This window comes from Nocardia flavorosea NBRC 108225 (assembly GCF_001613385.1).
GTDB lineage: Bacteria > Actinomycetota > Actinomycetes > Mycobacteriales > Mycobacteriaceae > Nocardia > Nocardia flavorosea.
Genome location: NZ_BDCG01000008.1, coordinates 97592 through 111859 on the forward strand (window position 1 = coordinate 97592; position 14268 = coordinate 111859).

Below are 14268 nucleotides of genomic sequence, written 5' to 3' on the forward strand. Positions count from 1 at the left end.
ATCCACATGGTCGATGCGGCGCGCGAGTCCGCCACCTTGCCCGAGCTTTCCCCGGCCGGCACCCCCGCAGCAGCTGCCGGGTACACACTGCCCGCCGGGGACGAATTCGGCCCGGCCCCGTTTCCCGGGTCCGATCGTGAGGTAGCCGCACACCGAGACCTGGTGACAGACCACCCCGCTTCGCCGGACGCCCTGATGGAGGTGCCCGATATGTCCACTATCGACGACAGAGCCGAGGACTACGACGCCGTATCCGCGGAGACCGGCGAACTCGACGAACTCCCCCTCACCGGCACTGCCGCCTTCGACGCCACCGGCGATCGGACGGTGATGCCCACCTGGGACGAACTGGTCCGCGAACATGCCGACCGGGTGTACCGGCTGGCCTACCGCCTCTCCGGTGACGCACAGGACGCCGAAGACCTCACCCAGGAGACGTTCATCCGGGTGTTCCGTTCCCTGTCCAACTACCAGCCCGGCACGTTCGAAGGCTGGCTGCACCGCATCACCACCAACCTCTTCCTGGATATGGTCCGCCGGCGCAGCCGCATCCGGATGGAAGCCCTGCCCGAGGACTACGACCGGGTGCCCGCCGAGGGCCCCGGCCCGGAGCAGGTCTTCCACGACGCCCGGCTCGATCCCGACCTCCAATCCGCGCTGGATTCGCTCGCCCCGGAATTCCGGGCCGCGGTCGTACTCTGCGATATCGAAGGTCTTTCCTATGAGGAGATCGGCGCTACCCTCGGGGTGAAGCTGGGTACCGTCCGCAGTCGTATCCATCGCGGCCGGCAGGCACTGCGGGAGTATCTTGCGCATAATGGAGTGCAGGAGCGTTTCGCCGCCGAGGCGAGCCTCGCATAGAACACAGGGGCAAGCCTCGGTCATGGCACCGAGGCGAGCTTCGGGTGGTCCGGCGACCGTGATGCCGGATCCCGGCGGTCAGCGAGGTCGGTTGGGAAGGATGGACAGCGAATGAGTGGCGACTCCAGTACGCCCGGTCGTCGTCCCGCACAGTTCCACTCCACCGAACATCTGGCGAGCGAGGCGGTCGCCGCCTATGTCGATGGTGAACTGCGGATGAATCCGTACCTGCGTGCAGCGCAGCATCTTTCGGTGTGCCCCGAATGCGCTGCCGAGGTGGAGGCGCAACAACAGGCCCGGATCGCGCTGCAGCGGGCCACTCAGGTGTCGATACCCACCGGCCTGCACGACAGTCTGTCGCGTATTCCGCTCGCCGAACCGGCCGCCGGGCCGAATTCTCCCGGAAATCCACGTAACGAGGCGGTATTCGGATTTACTGGTCAGTCCTTTTCTGCGACCTTCGACAGCTTCCGGTGGTCGACGTGGTGGCGCAAGTAGAGTTTGCCGCGTGAGTTCCGAATCGACGCACAATTCCCCTGCCGATACTCCTGATTCGGCGGACGAAAACGGCACGACGGCCGACAACGGCACGCTGCGCCCGCCCGGGGCGCCGGTACTGGCGCCGCGCCCGGTCTACCGGCCCCATGTGGACTCACATACCGCGCATGCCTTCCGCCGCCCGGCCGGACAGTCGGGATCATTCGCCCCGCGCAGCGACCGCAGTGGCACCGAGCCTGCCACGACCGCGCCCAAGGGCCCGCCGGCTGCGGTGCTGGCAGAAGCATTCGGCCGCCCGCCCGGCTCCACCGAACTGCTGCAGCGCGATCCGGACGCCGGTACGGAAAAACCCCCGATAGCGGGTCCGGCGGACCCTTGGCGCGATCCCGACGCGCAGGCCCGGCTGGGCGCGCCCGCCTTCCCGGCACCGACCGCCCAGGAAATGCCGCAGGCAGAGAAGCTTTCGGCCCGGCAGGTCCTGTTCGGCTCCCGGGTGGCACCGCGCGCCCTGCTGATACTGACCGCGATCGCGTTGGCGATAGGTTTGGTCGGCGGCCTCGTGGGCCGGCTGACGGCAGAAACCGCGTCCACGCTCACCTCACGCAAAGTCAGCCTGGAACAGAGCGACAGCGAGCAGCCGCACGGACCGATCGCGCAGGTCGCCGACGCGGTCCTGCCCTCGGTGGTCTCTATCCGCACGACCGTCGGCGAGAACGGCGCCACCGGGTCCGGTGTCGTCATCGACGGCAACGGCTATATCGTCACCAACAACCATGTGGTCTCGATGGCGGCACAGGATACGTCCGGCCGGGCACGGATTCAGATCACGTTCTCCGACGGCACCCGCACACCGGCCAATATCGTCGGCCGGGACCCGAAGAGCGACCTCGCGGTCCTCAAGGTAGATGTGAAAAATCTCACTGTTGCGGAGTTGGGCAAATCCGGCGACGTCCGAGTCGGTGACGCGGTCCTGGCCGTCGGTTCACCCCTCGGCCTCAGCAAGACCGTCACTTCCGGCATCGTCAGCGCCCTGCACCGCCCCGTGAAATTGGAGGGCGAGGGCAGCGATACCAAGGCCGTGATCGACGCGGTGCAGACCGATGCCTCCATCAATCCCGGTAACTCCGGTGGCGCGCTGGTGGATGCGGACGGCCGGGTCATCGGCATCAACACCGCAATCCGCAGCGAGAGCGGTGGTTCGGTCGGGCTCGGCTTCGCGATTCCCGTCGACCAGATGACCGAGGTCGCGCAGACCCTCATCCGCGACGGCTCGATCCACCACCCGATGATCGGCGTGAGCGCCCGCCAGAAAACCGTCGCCAACGAGGTCATGAGCGGCGCGGAGGTCGCCGATGTACAGCCGGGGAGCCCGGCAGCGAATGCGGGGATCGTCGAGGGCGATGTGATCGTGCGGGTGGGCGACCGGGAGGTCACCAATCCCGACGAACTGGTCGTGGCGGTGCAGAGCAACGAGATCGGCCAGTCGGTGAACGTCCAGCTCATCCGGGAAGGCCGGCAGGTGGACATTCCCGTGACGCTCGCCTCCGACTGACCAGCCACCAGCAGCGCCGGGTAACCTGATGGGGTGTTCAGCAGTATCGGGTGGGGCGAGATGCTCGTCCTACTCGTCGCCGCCCTCGTAATCCTCGGCCCGGAACGGTTACCCGGCGCCGCGCGGTGGACTGCGCGCACATTGCGCCAAGTCCGCGATTACGCGACCGGTGCGACGTCGCAATTGCGCTCCGAACTCGGCCCGGAATTCGACGAACTGCGAAAGCCGATTGCCGATCTCCAGGAATTACGTGGGATGTCTCCGCGTTCGGTGGTGACCAAACATCTTCTGAACGGCGACGATTCCCTTTTCAAAGATCTCGACGGTTCCCTGCCGGACAGCAAGAATGTCCTCGGCGCCGCGAGCGGCATGCCAGATTACCCGCGGACGCAACAGGATAAACCACTCGGACACAATGAGCGTCCGCCGATCGATACCGACGCGACCTGATCGTCAACTGCTCTAGACGCCGTTCAGGGGCCTGATGTCTACACTTCGCACATGTCGGCCGATGACGTGGCGCGAATATTCGCGATCGAGGACAAAGTCGAGCGACTCAAGGCCGCAACGGAGGGTGTCGCAGCGGCTCAGCAAACCATCAACGAGCTCACTCGAATTCGGCGTGCGGTAATCCGGGAGTTGCACGCCGAAGGGTGGACTTTCGCCAGAATAGGTGCCGCCGCGGGTCTTTCCCGCGCCCGGATCCATCAGGTGAGTACCCAGGGCCCGGCGCCGGAGGGATTGTTCTTCGGCCACGGCCCGCTCACACTACTGGTCCCGGATACCCGTGCGGGCAGGCTGATGGGCGCACCGGACCCGGCAGCCGCGCCGCGGCTCGCCGAACAGCTCAAAGAGCTGGGTTTCGGGGTGACCATCGAACCGTTCGCGCCCGGACGCCCGGTGGACCTCCTGCGCGACGGTCTCATCGTGCTCAGCGGCCCTGAACTCTCGCCCAGCCTGCGCCAGCTCATCGCCGGCGATCCGCGGCTGCGGCGGGCGGTGGCCCGGCCCGGCGACGGGCGGCGCGGTATCGAAGATCGAGCCGCCCGCCGTATCTATCGGCCGGCCAGCCCGGACCCGCACGATATCGCCTACCTGGCCCGCCTGCCACGGCCCGACGGCCGGGGCACGGTCCTGGTGGTCGACGGCCTGCACCCGCCCGGGTCGCTCGGCGCGGTGCGGTTGCTGGCCACCCGGTTGGCCACCCTGCACGAGCGGGCGGCCAATCGCCGGTTCTCGGTGCTGATCGGGGTTCGTTACGAACGCGGGACCGGGGAGCCGGTCGATGCGGATCTGCTGACACCGGTCTACCTGCACGACCCGGTCGATTCGCGGTTGCGGCCGGTGCGCCAGCGCCGCTGAACCAGGTATCGGCGGTGCCCGCGCACCGCGGTATTCCGGCGCCATCGAACACCGCGCCCCGCCGGTTTCGCCGGACGCAGTGAATTCATGCCCGGACGACTATTCCCGACACGCCCGGAATAGTCGATAGCGACAACGAATATCAGCTTGTCAAAGCTATTGCTACGCTGGCGCTGACACTGGGGTCACACGGCTCACCGCCCGCATTCTGCCGAATTTGGCGCAATGTTCGGCCGACGGTGAACAGCCACGCGCCGAAAGGTGCGCAGCGTCCCCCGGTGTTGTCCGGCTCCGGCAAGGTAATTCGTGGAGGCGCAGGTGGACGCGTTGATCATCGTGGCGGTGGTTCTGGTCGTTGCCGGGCTGCTGGTCTCGGTGATCCTGTGGTTGCGTAATCCGGGTTCGGCGGATACCGAATACGTGACGGTCGCCGAACTCCAGGCCCGCTTGGAACACGAACACGACGAACCGGATGAATCCGCGGAATCCCCCGACCGCACGGACGGCGATACCGAACCGGCCACCACAGCACCGGCCGCTACCGCATCGGAGTCCGGCACCGCGGCCGAAACCCCGCCCCCGTCCGCCGCCACTGCAACGCCGGCCGGTGAGGACACGTCCGGAGTATCGCCGCCGACCGAATCCGGCACAGCGCCCGAGACCGCGTCGACCACCGGCAGCGAGCCTCCCGAAATTACCGCCCCCGATCGTGCGGTCCGGCCCGGGCAAGAGACAGCGCCCGCGGCGGGCTCCGAATCCGCGACGACCCCGAAAACCGGGTCTCCTGGTGACAACACCACAGGCGACACCACGGAGACCAGCGCCGAAACCACAACCGCAGGCGGGCAATCAGGTAAGGCAGATCAGCATGAGCCCGCACCCGACAAGGACGTAGCGAAGCCCGCCCCCGACGCCCCGGACCCGGGAACGAAGAAGTCCACGGACGATCGGACTTCGTAGGCGCGCCATCCGAAGCGACACCTCGGCCGCCGCGCCCGGCCTCCCACTCAGGCCTACCAGCGGTCCAGGCCTTCCGATCCCGAGCCCTCCCGGTGACCTCGGCACCCATCGTGCGGAGAGCTCTCGAGGCCGGCTGGGCAGTCGCCGATCAGCCACCGGTTCGCCCGCCGGCAACATCCCCGGGGCGTGGCTCGCCGTAGCTCACGACCGTCTGCAACGCCGTCGCCGTAGCCGGCGGCACTCCGGCCCCGGCTCAGGCAGCGGCGACGTCCGGGCGGATCGTGTTCATGGGTGGCCGGTCGACCAGGTCCACGGCGGTGCTGTGCGCGGTGAACTCGTTGCCGACCAATGGGAACTGGGTGAGCGCCGCGCCCGAATCCGGCACCCCGCTGCGGGCCAGTACGGTGCCCAGGATCTGCCGGCTCATCACCCCCAGATCCGCCAGTGGGCGGTTGCGGTGGGTCCGCACCCCCAGGTTGACCTGGCCGATGGCTTGCAGACCCCACCGGTCGTAGGTATCGAGCAGCAGCCCGATCTCGACTCCGTATCCGGGCGCGAACGGTACCGCGGTGAGCAGCTCCCGGGTGCCCGCGTATTCCCCGCCGAGCGGTTGCAGAACCGGTGTCAGCCCCGGTCGCAGCGCGGCGAGCAGCGGCCGCGCCACGAGTTCGGTGACGCGCCCGCCGCCGTGCGCGTCCACTTCACCGCCGTGGCGGAGCGGGCGGCGGTAGTAGGCCTTGACCAGATGCAGGTCCGGGGTGGTCAGCAGGGGCCCAAGTAATTTGGGCACGAAGGCCGGATCCGGGTCGATCAGGTCGGAGTCGACGAAGGCCACCAGATCGCCGCTGGTCACCGCCAGCGAACGCCACAGCACCTCCCCCTTGCCCGGTACGGGTTCGAGTTCGGGTACGGCCTGCTCCCGGCTGACCACTTCGGCGCCGGCCGCACGGGCGCGTTCGGCGGTCGCGTCCGTCGACCCCGAATCGAGGACAACCAGCTCGTCCACGAGAGTGCCCAGCAGCGGCCGGATACTGGCCACCACGTCGGCGACCGTGTCCTGCTCGTTCAACGCCGGCAGCACCACCGAAACGGTACGTCCGGCCTTGGCGGCGACCAGATCGGCCACCGCCCACTCGGGTGTGTCCCAAGTATTCGTGGTGGCCCAGCCGGGCTCGTGGTGTGAGAGTTTCATACGAGACCTCGCAGAGTTCGTACCGGGGGCCGGATACCCTGGATCGCGGCAATCATGTCGACCACATGCCGGGTCGCGGCGACCTCGTGCACCCGGAAAACGCGGGCACCGGCCGCTGCGGCCCACGCCGTTGCTGCCAATGTGCCCTCCAGCCGTTCGGAAAGTCCGACTCCTAATGTCTCTCCGATGAAATCCTTGTTGCTCAACGCCATCAAGACGGGCCACCCGGTTTTTACAAGAACGTCCGCTGCGCGCAACAGAGCGAGCCCGTGGTAGGTGTTCTTGCCGAAGTCGTGGGTCGGGTCGATGAGCACAGAATCCCTGCGTACGCCCGCGGCCACCGCCTCCTCCGCGGCCCGCACGACGATATCGGTCACTTCCGCCACCACATCGGGGTAACGAACCCGATGCGGGCGGGTGCGCGGGACCGCGCCGCCGGTATGACTGCAGACGATCCCGGCTCCGGTCGCCGCGGCCACCGGCACCAGTTCCGGATCGGCCCCCGCCCAGGTGTCGTTGATCAGGTCGGCACCTTCGGCGACCGCGGCCCGCGCAACCTCCGAACGCCAGGTATCGACACTGATCAGCAGGTCGGGATATTTCGCACGGATCGCAGCGACGAACGGCACCACACGCCGCGATTCCTCCGCGGCGTCCACCGTCTCCCCGGGCCCCGCCTTCACACCACCGATATCGACGAGATCGGCGCCTTCCCCCACGGCCCGGTCCACCGCTGCCAGCGCAGCACTGTCACCGAAGGTGGCGCCCCGGTCGTAGAACGAATCCGGGGTCCGGTTCACAATGGCCATGACCAGCGCACGGTCCGTCGCCACCGCCCGGCCGCACAATGTCGGCGCCGGACGGACTGGATCGAACATGATCCGAGCTTATTTGCGCGCCCACAGTGCGCGGGTTTCGACCCCCCTCGGCGTTGTCGTTGCGTTCCCCGGCGCTCGCAGCTGCGCCGCATCGCCCAGGGAACGCAACGACAACGCTGGCCGAAACCTTCGCGGGCCTCGCTGCGAGGACCTCGCTGAATCCGGCGCCGCCGCGGGGGTCGCCCGGCTCCGCACGGGGTGAGACGGTCGGATTCTGCTGCTGATCTCCGCGCCCCGAATACTTCCGGTCGCCGCAAAAGCCCGGACACGAATTTCGGAACTGGCAACCGCCGTGAGCGATTCTGAACCGGTACCCACGGCGTTCGCTGACACAGTCGTGGGTCGGCCGGCACCACTGCCGGAGGCACTCGCCGCGAGCGGCGGCGCAGGATGCTTCCGCCCGGATGGGGCCGAGATATCGATCGGCCGTCTGTCTGCCGGGGGTGTCGTCAGATCGCCCGTAGCACCGCGTCCTGGGGTGGTTCCGGTGTCAGCGCGGCGAAGGCCTCGGTCAGGTCGGGGGTGACGGTGATGCGATCGAGGGCTGCCTGCGGTACGAAACCACGGTCGCGAAGTCCGGCAAGCCAGGTGAACAGGCCGGTGTAATGCCCGCCGGGGTCGAGAATCGCCATGGGTTTGGTGTGCTGGCCGAGGTGACCGCCGGTCCAGGCCTCGAAGAACTCCTCGAGTGTGCCGATCCCGCCGGGCAGAGTGAGGAACGCATCGGCGCGGTCTTCCATCACCTGTTTGCGCTGGCGCATGGTGTCGGTGACGACCAGCTCGTCGGAGTCGACATCGGCGACTTCGCGATGTACCAGATGTTTCGGTATGACACCGATGGTGTTGGCGCCACCGGCGCGGGCCGCAGTGGCCACCGCCCCCATCATCGACACATGCCCGCCGCCGGAGACCAACTGCCAGCCGCGCCGGGCTATTTCGGTACCCACCCGGGCCGCGAGCGTCAGACTGCCGGAATCGGTGGTACTCGCGGAGCAGTACACGCAGAGCGCGAACGGTCGTGGATTCACCGGTTTCCCTCCAGGTAGGCGCGCAGCATCTCGGTGACGGCGGTGATCTGGGCCAGCGGAACATGTTCGTCGCGTTTATGCGCGAGGTTGGGGTCGCCGGGGCCGAAGTTCACCGCCGGTATACCGCGGGCGGCGAACCGGGAGACATCGGTCCAGCCGTATTTGGCGCGGATGCCGGCCGAACCGTGCGCCCGGACCACCTCGGCGAGTCCCTGCGCGGCGGGGGCGGTGAGCCCGGGCAGCGCACCGGGCGCCGCATCGGTCACCGTGAACTCCAGTTCCAGGCCGGCGAAGATTTCCCGGACGTGTTCGGTGGCCTGTTCGACCGTGCGGTCCGGCGCGAACCGGAAATTCACCTCCACCGCGCCCGCATCCGGCACCACATTGCCGGCGACCCCGCCCTCGATGCGCACGGCCGACAGGCCTTCCCGGTAGAGGCAGCCGTCGATATCGATTTCGCGCGCCCGGTACTCCGACAGCCGGGTCAGAACGGGGGCCAGCCGGTGGATCGCATTGTCTCCCAGCCAGGAACGCGCCGAATGCGCCCGTACCCCGGTCGTGCTCAACCGGGCCCGCAGCGTGCCCTGGCAGCCGGCCTCGATCCAGCCGCCGGAGGGTTCACCCAGAATCGCCAGATCGGCGTCCAGCCATTCCGGCAGTTCGCGTTCGATGGTGTTCAGGCCGTTGAATTCGGCGGCGATCTCCTCGCAGTCGTAGAAGATCAAGGTCAGGTCGTGTGCGGGTTCGGCGATGGTGGCGGCCAGGTGCAGGAATACCGCGTCCCCGGATTTCATATCGACCGAACCGCAGCCGTAGAACACCTCGGCCCCGTTCTCGACGGTGAACCGGCCCGGTACGTTGTCCGCGATCGGCACCGTGTCGAGATGGCCCGCCAGCACCACCCGGGTGGGCAGGCCCCGGTCGGTCCGCGCGAGCACCACATTGCCGCGGCGCACCACCTCGAAACCGCTGGTCTGGGTGCGCAGCGCCGTTTCGACGGCGGTGGTGATCGCGGCCTCCTCCCGCGATACGCTCGGAATATCGACAAGTGCCGCGGTCAGCGCGACGGGATCGGCGTGCAAGTCGAGTGTCACGGGATACGAGCGTAGAGGTGCCGCACCATTGCGGAGACGCTGGTGGGTAGGCTGCGGTGTCGTGAGCACTCAGGGAGCAACCGCTATCGGCATCGCCAACGTGACCACCGACGGAACCGTTCTGGATACCTGGTTCCCCGCCCCGCAGCTGGGTGAGTTCACCGAGACCGGTACCGAGCGGCTTGCCGAGGCACCCGCCGAACTGGCCGAACTGGTGGGCCCCGACCCTGCACGCGGTGTCGAGGTGATCGCCGTCCGCACCACTATCGGCGATCTGTCCGCCGCCCCGGTCGACGCGCACGATGTGTACCTGCGCCTGCACCTGCTGTCCCATCGCCTGGTCCGCCCGCATTCGGTGAGCCTGGAGGGGCAGTTCGCCCTGCTCGCCAATGTCGTCTGGACCAACCACGGGCCGGCTGCGGTGGAAGGGTTCGAGACCACGCGGGCCAAACTGCGCGCCCGCGGTCCGGTCACCGTGTACAGCGTCGACAAGTTCCCGCGCATGGTCGACTACGTGGTCCCCGCCGGTGTTCGCATCGGCGACGCGGACCGGGTGCGGCTGGGTGCGCATCTGGCGGCCGGAACGACGGTTATGCACGAGGGTTTCGTGAACTTCAACGCCGGCACCCTCGGCACCTCCATGGTGGAGGGCCGTATCTCGGCGGGCGTCGTCGTGGGTGACGGTTCCGATATCGGCGGCGGCGCGTCCACCATGGGCACCCTGTCCGGCGGCGGAACCACCGTCATCTCGATCGGCGAACGCTCGCTGCTGGGCGCGAACTCGGGCCTGGGTATACCGCTCGGCGACGACTGCGTACTGGAGGCCGGGCTCTACCTCACCGCCGGCACCAAGGTCACCACGCCCGACGGCAAGGTGATCAAGGCCGCGGAACTCAGCGGCACGAACAACCTGCTGTTCCGCCGTAATTCGCAGACCGGCGCGGTGGAGGTCGTTCCGCGCTCGGGTACCGGTATCGAACTCAATGAGGCTCTCCACGCCCACAACTAGGAGCGCTCAATAGCGTATTCGCCATCCGGTTCGGTTCTCGGTATCATATTTGTATGACACATGCGATGACAGTCCGCTTGGACGACGAGACGTTCGAGCGGCTCGAGGAGTTGGAGAAGTCCGCTCCGTCGCGTTCGGCGGCGGTTGTCGAAGCAATCCGTACGGCGTGGGAGCGGTTACAGGAAGAGAAGCTGCTCCAGGCCTATCAGGCCGCAGTGGCAGAATCACCGAGCTATCCGTACGAGAATGAACAGGAGCGTGCGACCCTGCGGACGCGCCGTAACGCGCGGCAGCAGGCGAACGCGTGACGGCGGCACCAGTTCGCGGTCAGGTATATCGAGCTGATCTGGGCTATGGCGCCAAGCCGTGGCTGATCGTCTCGAACAACCAGCGCAACCGCGTAACGGCTGATGTGCTCGCGGTGCGATTGACTACGATCGCCCGGGAATTGCCAACCTGGGTTCCCCTCGGGGCCGACGATCCGCTCGGCGGTTATGTCAACACCGACAATATCGAGACGCTTGGAAAAGATGAGCTCGGCGACTACCTCGGCACGTTGTCGCCGAGTTCGATCGTGTCAGTGAATCGCGCACTCGCTGTAGCACTGGGGATTCCGTAGCCGCTGGGTGTGCCGGGCCACCTAACCGAGCTGCTTCTTCTGCACCTTACCCATGGCGTTTCGTGGCAGGCATGTTACGAAACGGATCTCCCGCGGACGCTTGTGGGCCGAGAGTTCGCCCGCCACATGGTCGATCAGTTCCCGCTCGGTGGGAGCGGTATCGCGCACTACGACGAACGCGACGATCCGCTGACCGAGATCGGCGTCCGGCAGGCCGACCACCGCGACCTCGGCGACACCGGGATGGCCCAGCAGCGTGGTTTCGACCTCGCCCGCACCGATCCGGTACCCGCCGGATTTGATCAGATCCACCGATTCGCGGCCCACTATCCGGTGGAACCCGTCCGCATCGATCGCCGCGACATCACCGGTGCGGAACCAGCCGTCGCCCGTCCAGCAGTCGGCGGTGGCCTCCGGGCGGCCGAAGTATCCGTCGAACAACATCGGGCCGCGTACCTGCAGTCCGCCGATGCTCGAACCGTCGTGCGGTACCGGTTGTCCCGCTTCGTCGCGCAATCTTGTCTGCACCCCCTGCACGGGCACCCCGACCCAGCCCGGCCGGCGTTCACCGTCGGCCCGGGCGGAGAGCGTGATCATCGTTTCGCTCATCCCATAGCGTTCGATCGGCTCCTGGCCGGTGAGTTCGGCGAGCCGCTCGAATACCGGTGCCGGCAACGGTGCGCTACCGGAAATCAGCAGCCGGGCGGCACTCAACTGTTTCGCGGTATCGGGATCCTCGACGATCCGGGTCCAGACGGTGGGCACACCGAAATACATGGTCCCCGCGGCCGCGGCGTAGTTCGCGGGCGTCGGTTTTCCGGTGTGTACGAGCGGGCTACCGACGCGTAACGGGCCGAGCAGACCCAGGATCAGTCCGTGTACATGGAACAGCGGTAGCCCGTGTACCAGTACATCGGCCGCGGTCCACGACCAGGCCTCGGCGAGCGCGTCCAGGCCGGCGGCGATCGCCCGACGGCTCAGCACCACCCCCTTCGGCAGGCCGGTGGTTCCGGAGGTGTAGAGCACGAAAGCCGCTGCGGCGGGGTCGGGCTCGGGGTAGGTATGCCAGGACCGGGCGTGCTGCCGGACCGGGACCACCGGTAGCGCGGTCCCTTCCGGGGCCTCGCCCAGCCATGCCTGCGCCCCGGAATCGGTGAGCATATGGTCGAGTTCGGCAGTACCGGAATCGGGCGGTACCGGGACAACGGTGACTCCGGCGATCAGGCAGCCGAGGACGGCGAGCACGGTGGATGCCGTGGGGCGGGCCAGTACCGCGACCCGTTCCGCGCGCGCGATCCGTTCCGCCACCGATGTGGCCGCACCGAGCAGATCACTGCGCGAGAGGGTGATTCCGTCGATTGTGACGGCGTCGGGGATATCGGCTCCCGCGGCGACGGCCAGTGGGTCCAGCGATCGGAGCAGACGCGGCGCGAGGGACATGCGCCCCAACCTAGTGCCCGGCTCTACGGCGGCTTCGCGGGCCTACCCCGTCGCGCGGTGTGCCGGTGACCGCCTGAGCACGAAGGTCGAAACAGCTCGATCCGAATTCAGGAATCCGCGCCCGGTACCCGGAACGAAACCGCGACATGATCTCGCGCGTATTTCCGGACGGCGATATCGTCGTCCAGCGGAATCACCGTCTGCGGAGTCAGCGCCAGCGACAATGCGGTACGCGCGACCATTTCGGCCACCGGCAGCGGATCGTAGGCCGGCAATTTCCCTTCGGCCTGTAGACGGGTGACGAACTCGGCGAGGTAGTCGCGACCGAGTTCGATCACCGGGGCGCCCTTGACGGTCAGGTAGGGCAGAACGATCTCGGGTTCGGTATTGAGCAGGCGGTCCAGCAGCCGATTGCTGCGCAGGCCGTCGAGGAAGGCTACGAACAGTTCGACGATCTGGTCTTCGGCACCCGCATCACGGTCGATCTGCCGTTGCACCGCGGCATCGACACCCTCGATGAACTCACGGGTCTGCTGCAATCCCACAGCCTGGATCAGGTCGGATTTACTGGAGAACCGGCGGTACAGCGTGGCCAGCGAAAGCCCGCCACGGCGGGCGACCTCCACCATGCTGGTGCGTTTGATCCCGAAATCGAGAAACGCCTGCAGTGCGGCAGCCAGGACCGATTGATCTTGATCGCGGCGCGGCGATCGCACCAGTGGCAACAATTGAGCCAGCGCACCCATCTCGGCACCTCTCGCGCTCGGTGATGCAATGACACAGTAAGGATCGCACAACTACGATGGCGGTTGACGCAACATCGAGTGAATGAGATGGTTATCATATAATCTTCTCATAGGAAAGAGGTCACCGATGACCGCTCCCCAGCCCATGTCACAGAGCGAACCCGAACCCCGCCCGCTCTACGCCCCCGATTTCGACGTCGAAGACCATATCGTCGGGATCACCGCCTTCCTCGGCGGAACCGCGAACGTGATCATGCAGCTGGGTTTGCGGCCGGTCGCCTACGGCGTCATGGAGAGCGACGTCAAAAGCGGCAACGTGATGGTGCATCCCTTCAAACGGCTCCGCACCACCCTCACCTACCTGTCGGTCGCCATGCTGGGCACCGAAGAGGAACGCAACGCCTACCGGCTCGCGGTCAACACCTCCCACCGCCATATCCGCACCAAACCCACCAGCCCGGTCAAATACAACGCCTTCGATCCCAAACTCCAGCTCTGGGTCGCGGCCTGCCTGTACTTCGGCTTCGTCGACCTCCTGGAAAAAGTCCAAGGCCCCATGGACGAAGCCACCGCCGACACCTTCTACGCGCACAGCATCCGGCTCGGCACCACTCTGCAGGTGCGCCCGGAAATGTGGCCGCCGAACCGGGCCGCGTTCTGGGAGTTCTGGGAAGACAACCTGGACAACCTCGAAATCGACGACACCACCCGCGCCTACTTCAACGACCTCATCGATCTGAAGATGCTGCCACTACCGGTGCGATGGGTATCGGCCAAGTTCCACCGGTTCGTCGTCGCCGGCTGCCTGCCACCGCAGATCCGGCAGGCGATGTACATGGACTGGACCGAGGGTAATCAGCGCTGGTTCGACCGGACGATGAAGATCATCGGCCTCGGCCTGAAACTCCAGCCCCGCTTCCTACGCCAGTTCCCCATGAACTACTACCTGTGGGATATGCGCCGCCGCATGCGCAAGGGCAAACCGCTGGTCTGAGCTGTGTCTTTTGGCGCCGACTCCGTCGGCGCGGG

At 67.0% G+C, this 14268-nt stretch carries 16 protein-coding genes; 10 read left to right on the forward strand and 6 right to left on the reverse strand.

The genetic code is table 11. The features are described 5' to 3' along the window. Positions 1–210 precede the first annotated feature (210 nt). The 6 genes from sigE (at position 211) to NFL01S_RS08565 (ending at position 5233) form a co-directional block, all read left to right on the forward strand. Positions 211–861: an RNA polymerase sigma factor SigE gene (gene sigE, locus NFL01S_RS08540; protein ID WP_062973751.1), complete on the forward strand. Its 651-nt coding sequence runs from the start codon at positions 211–213 to the stop codon at positions 859–861. A gap of 111 nt (positions 862–972) precedes the next feature. Next, positions 973–1359, forward strand: a complete 387-nt coding sequence (locus NFL01S_RS08545; protein ID WP_062973223.1) for a zf-HC2 domain-containing protein — start codon at positions 973–975, stop codon at positions 1357–1359. Positions 1360–1369: 10 nt separating this feature from the next. Continuing rightward, positions 1370–2911, forward strand: coding sequence for a S1C family serine protease (locus tag NFL01S_RS08550; RefSeq protein WP_062973225.1), 1542 nt, complete (start codon positions 1370–1372; stop codon positions 2909–2911). A 33-nt stretch (positions 2912–2944) separates the two neighbouring features. Continuing rightward, entirely contained in the window at positions 2945–3361 is a 417-nt protein-coding gene (gene tatB / locus NFL01S_RS08555; RefSeq protein WP_062973228.1) for a Sec-independent protein translocase protein TatB, read from the forward strand. 51 nt (positions 3362–3412) lie between these two features. Next, a complete protein-coding gene (locus NFL01S_RS08560; RefSeq protein WP_062973230.1) occupies positions 3413–4273 on the forward strand; it encodes a hypothetical protein in 861 nt (286 codons plus the stop codon). 306 nt (positions 4274–4579) lie between these two features. Continuing rightward, entirely contained in the window at positions 4580–5233 is a 654-nt protein-coding gene (locus NFL01S_RS08565; RefSeq protein WP_062973233.1) for a hypothetical protein, read from the forward strand. A gap of 253 nt (positions 5234–5486) precedes the next feature. Here NFL01S_RS08565 and NFL01S_RS08570 read toward each other — a convergent pair whose 3' ends face one another. From NFL01S_RS08570 to dapE, 4 genes are all read right to left on the reverse strand, one after another. Beyond that, positions 5487–6425: a glucosyl-3-phosphoglycerate synthase gene (locus NFL01S_RS08570; RefSeq protein ID WP_062973235.1), complete on the reverse strand. Its 939-nt coding sequence runs from the start codon at positions 6423–6425 to the stop codon at positions 5487–5489. Next, positions 6422–7303: a dihydropteroate synthase gene (folP, locus tag NFL01S_RS08575; protein ID WP_062973238.1), complete on the reverse strand. Its 882-nt coding sequence runs from the start codon at positions 7301–7303 to the stop codon at positions 6422–6424. The genes NFL01S_RS08570 and folP overlap by 4 nt, the downstream gene beginning before the upstream one ends. 449 nt (positions 7304–7752) lie before the next feature. After that, on the reverse strand, positions 7753–8331 hold the full coding sequence (locus NFL01S_RS08580) for an LOG family protein (protein ID WP_062973240.1): 579 nt from the start codon (positions 8329–8331) through the stop codon (positions 7753–7755). Next, positions 8328–9425, reverse strand: coding sequence for a succinyl-diaminopimelate desuccinylase (dapE, locus tag NFL01S_RS08585; protein ID WP_062973242.1), 1098 nt, complete (start codon positions 9423–9425; stop codon positions 8328–8330). The genes NFL01S_RS08580 and dapE overlap by 4 nt, the downstream gene beginning before the upstream one ends. A 61-nt stretch (positions 9426–9486) precedes the next feature. Between dapE and dapD the strand changes: the two genes are divergently transcribed. Genes dapD through NFL01S_RS08600 form a run of 3 tightly spaced genes read left to right on the forward strand, consistent with a single transcriptional unit; the run spans position 9487 to position 11053 of the window. Then, positions 9487–10434, forward strand: a complete 948-nt coding sequence (gene dapD, locus NFL01S_RS08590; protein ID WP_062973243.1) for a 2,3,4,5-tetrahydropyridine-2,6-dicarboxylate N-succinyltransferase — start codon at positions 9487–9489, stop codon at positions 10432–10434. 53 nt (positions 10435–10487) lie between these two features. Continuing rightward, on the forward strand, positions 10488–10742 hold the full coding sequence (locus tag NFL01S_RS08595; protein ID WP_062973244.1) for a ribbon-helix-helix domain-containing protein: 255 nt from the start codon (positions 10488–10490) through the stop codon (positions 10740–10742). After that, positions 10739–11053, forward strand: coding sequence for a type II toxin-antitoxin system PemK/MazF family toxin (locus tag NFL01S_RS08600; protein ID WP_062973245.1), 315 nt, complete (start codon positions 10739–10741; stop codon positions 11051–11053). Before NFL01S_RS08595 ends, NFL01S_RS08600 begins: the two co-directional genes overlap by 4 nt. Before the next feature lie 21 nt (positions 11054–11074). Here the strand turns inward: NFL01S_RS08600 and NFL01S_RS08605 are convergent, their stop codons facing one another. Continuing rightward, positions 11075–12493 carry an acyl-CoA synthetase gene (locus NFL01S_RS08605; protein WP_062973247.1) on the reverse strand — a complete coding sequence of 473 codons (1419 nt, stop codon included), beginning with the start codon at positions 12491–12493 and terminating at the stop codon, positions 11075–11077. A 107-nt stretch (positions 12494–12600) separates the two neighbouring features. Beyond that, positions 12601–13239: a TetR/AcrR family transcriptional regulator gene (locus NFL01S_RS08610; protein ID WP_062973250.1), complete on the reverse strand. Its 639-nt coding sequence runs from the start codon at positions 13237–13239 to the stop codon at positions 12601–12603. 127 nt (positions 13240–13366) lie between these two features. On the opposite strand from NFL01S_RS08610, the gene NFL01S_RS08615 reads away from it, so the two are divergent. After that, a complete protein-coding gene (locus NFL01S_RS08615; RefSeq protein ID WP_062973252.1) occupies positions 13367–14233 on the forward strand; it encodes an oxygenase MpaB family protein in 867 nt (288 codons plus the stop codon). Positions 14234–14268: the final 35 nt, after the last annotated feature.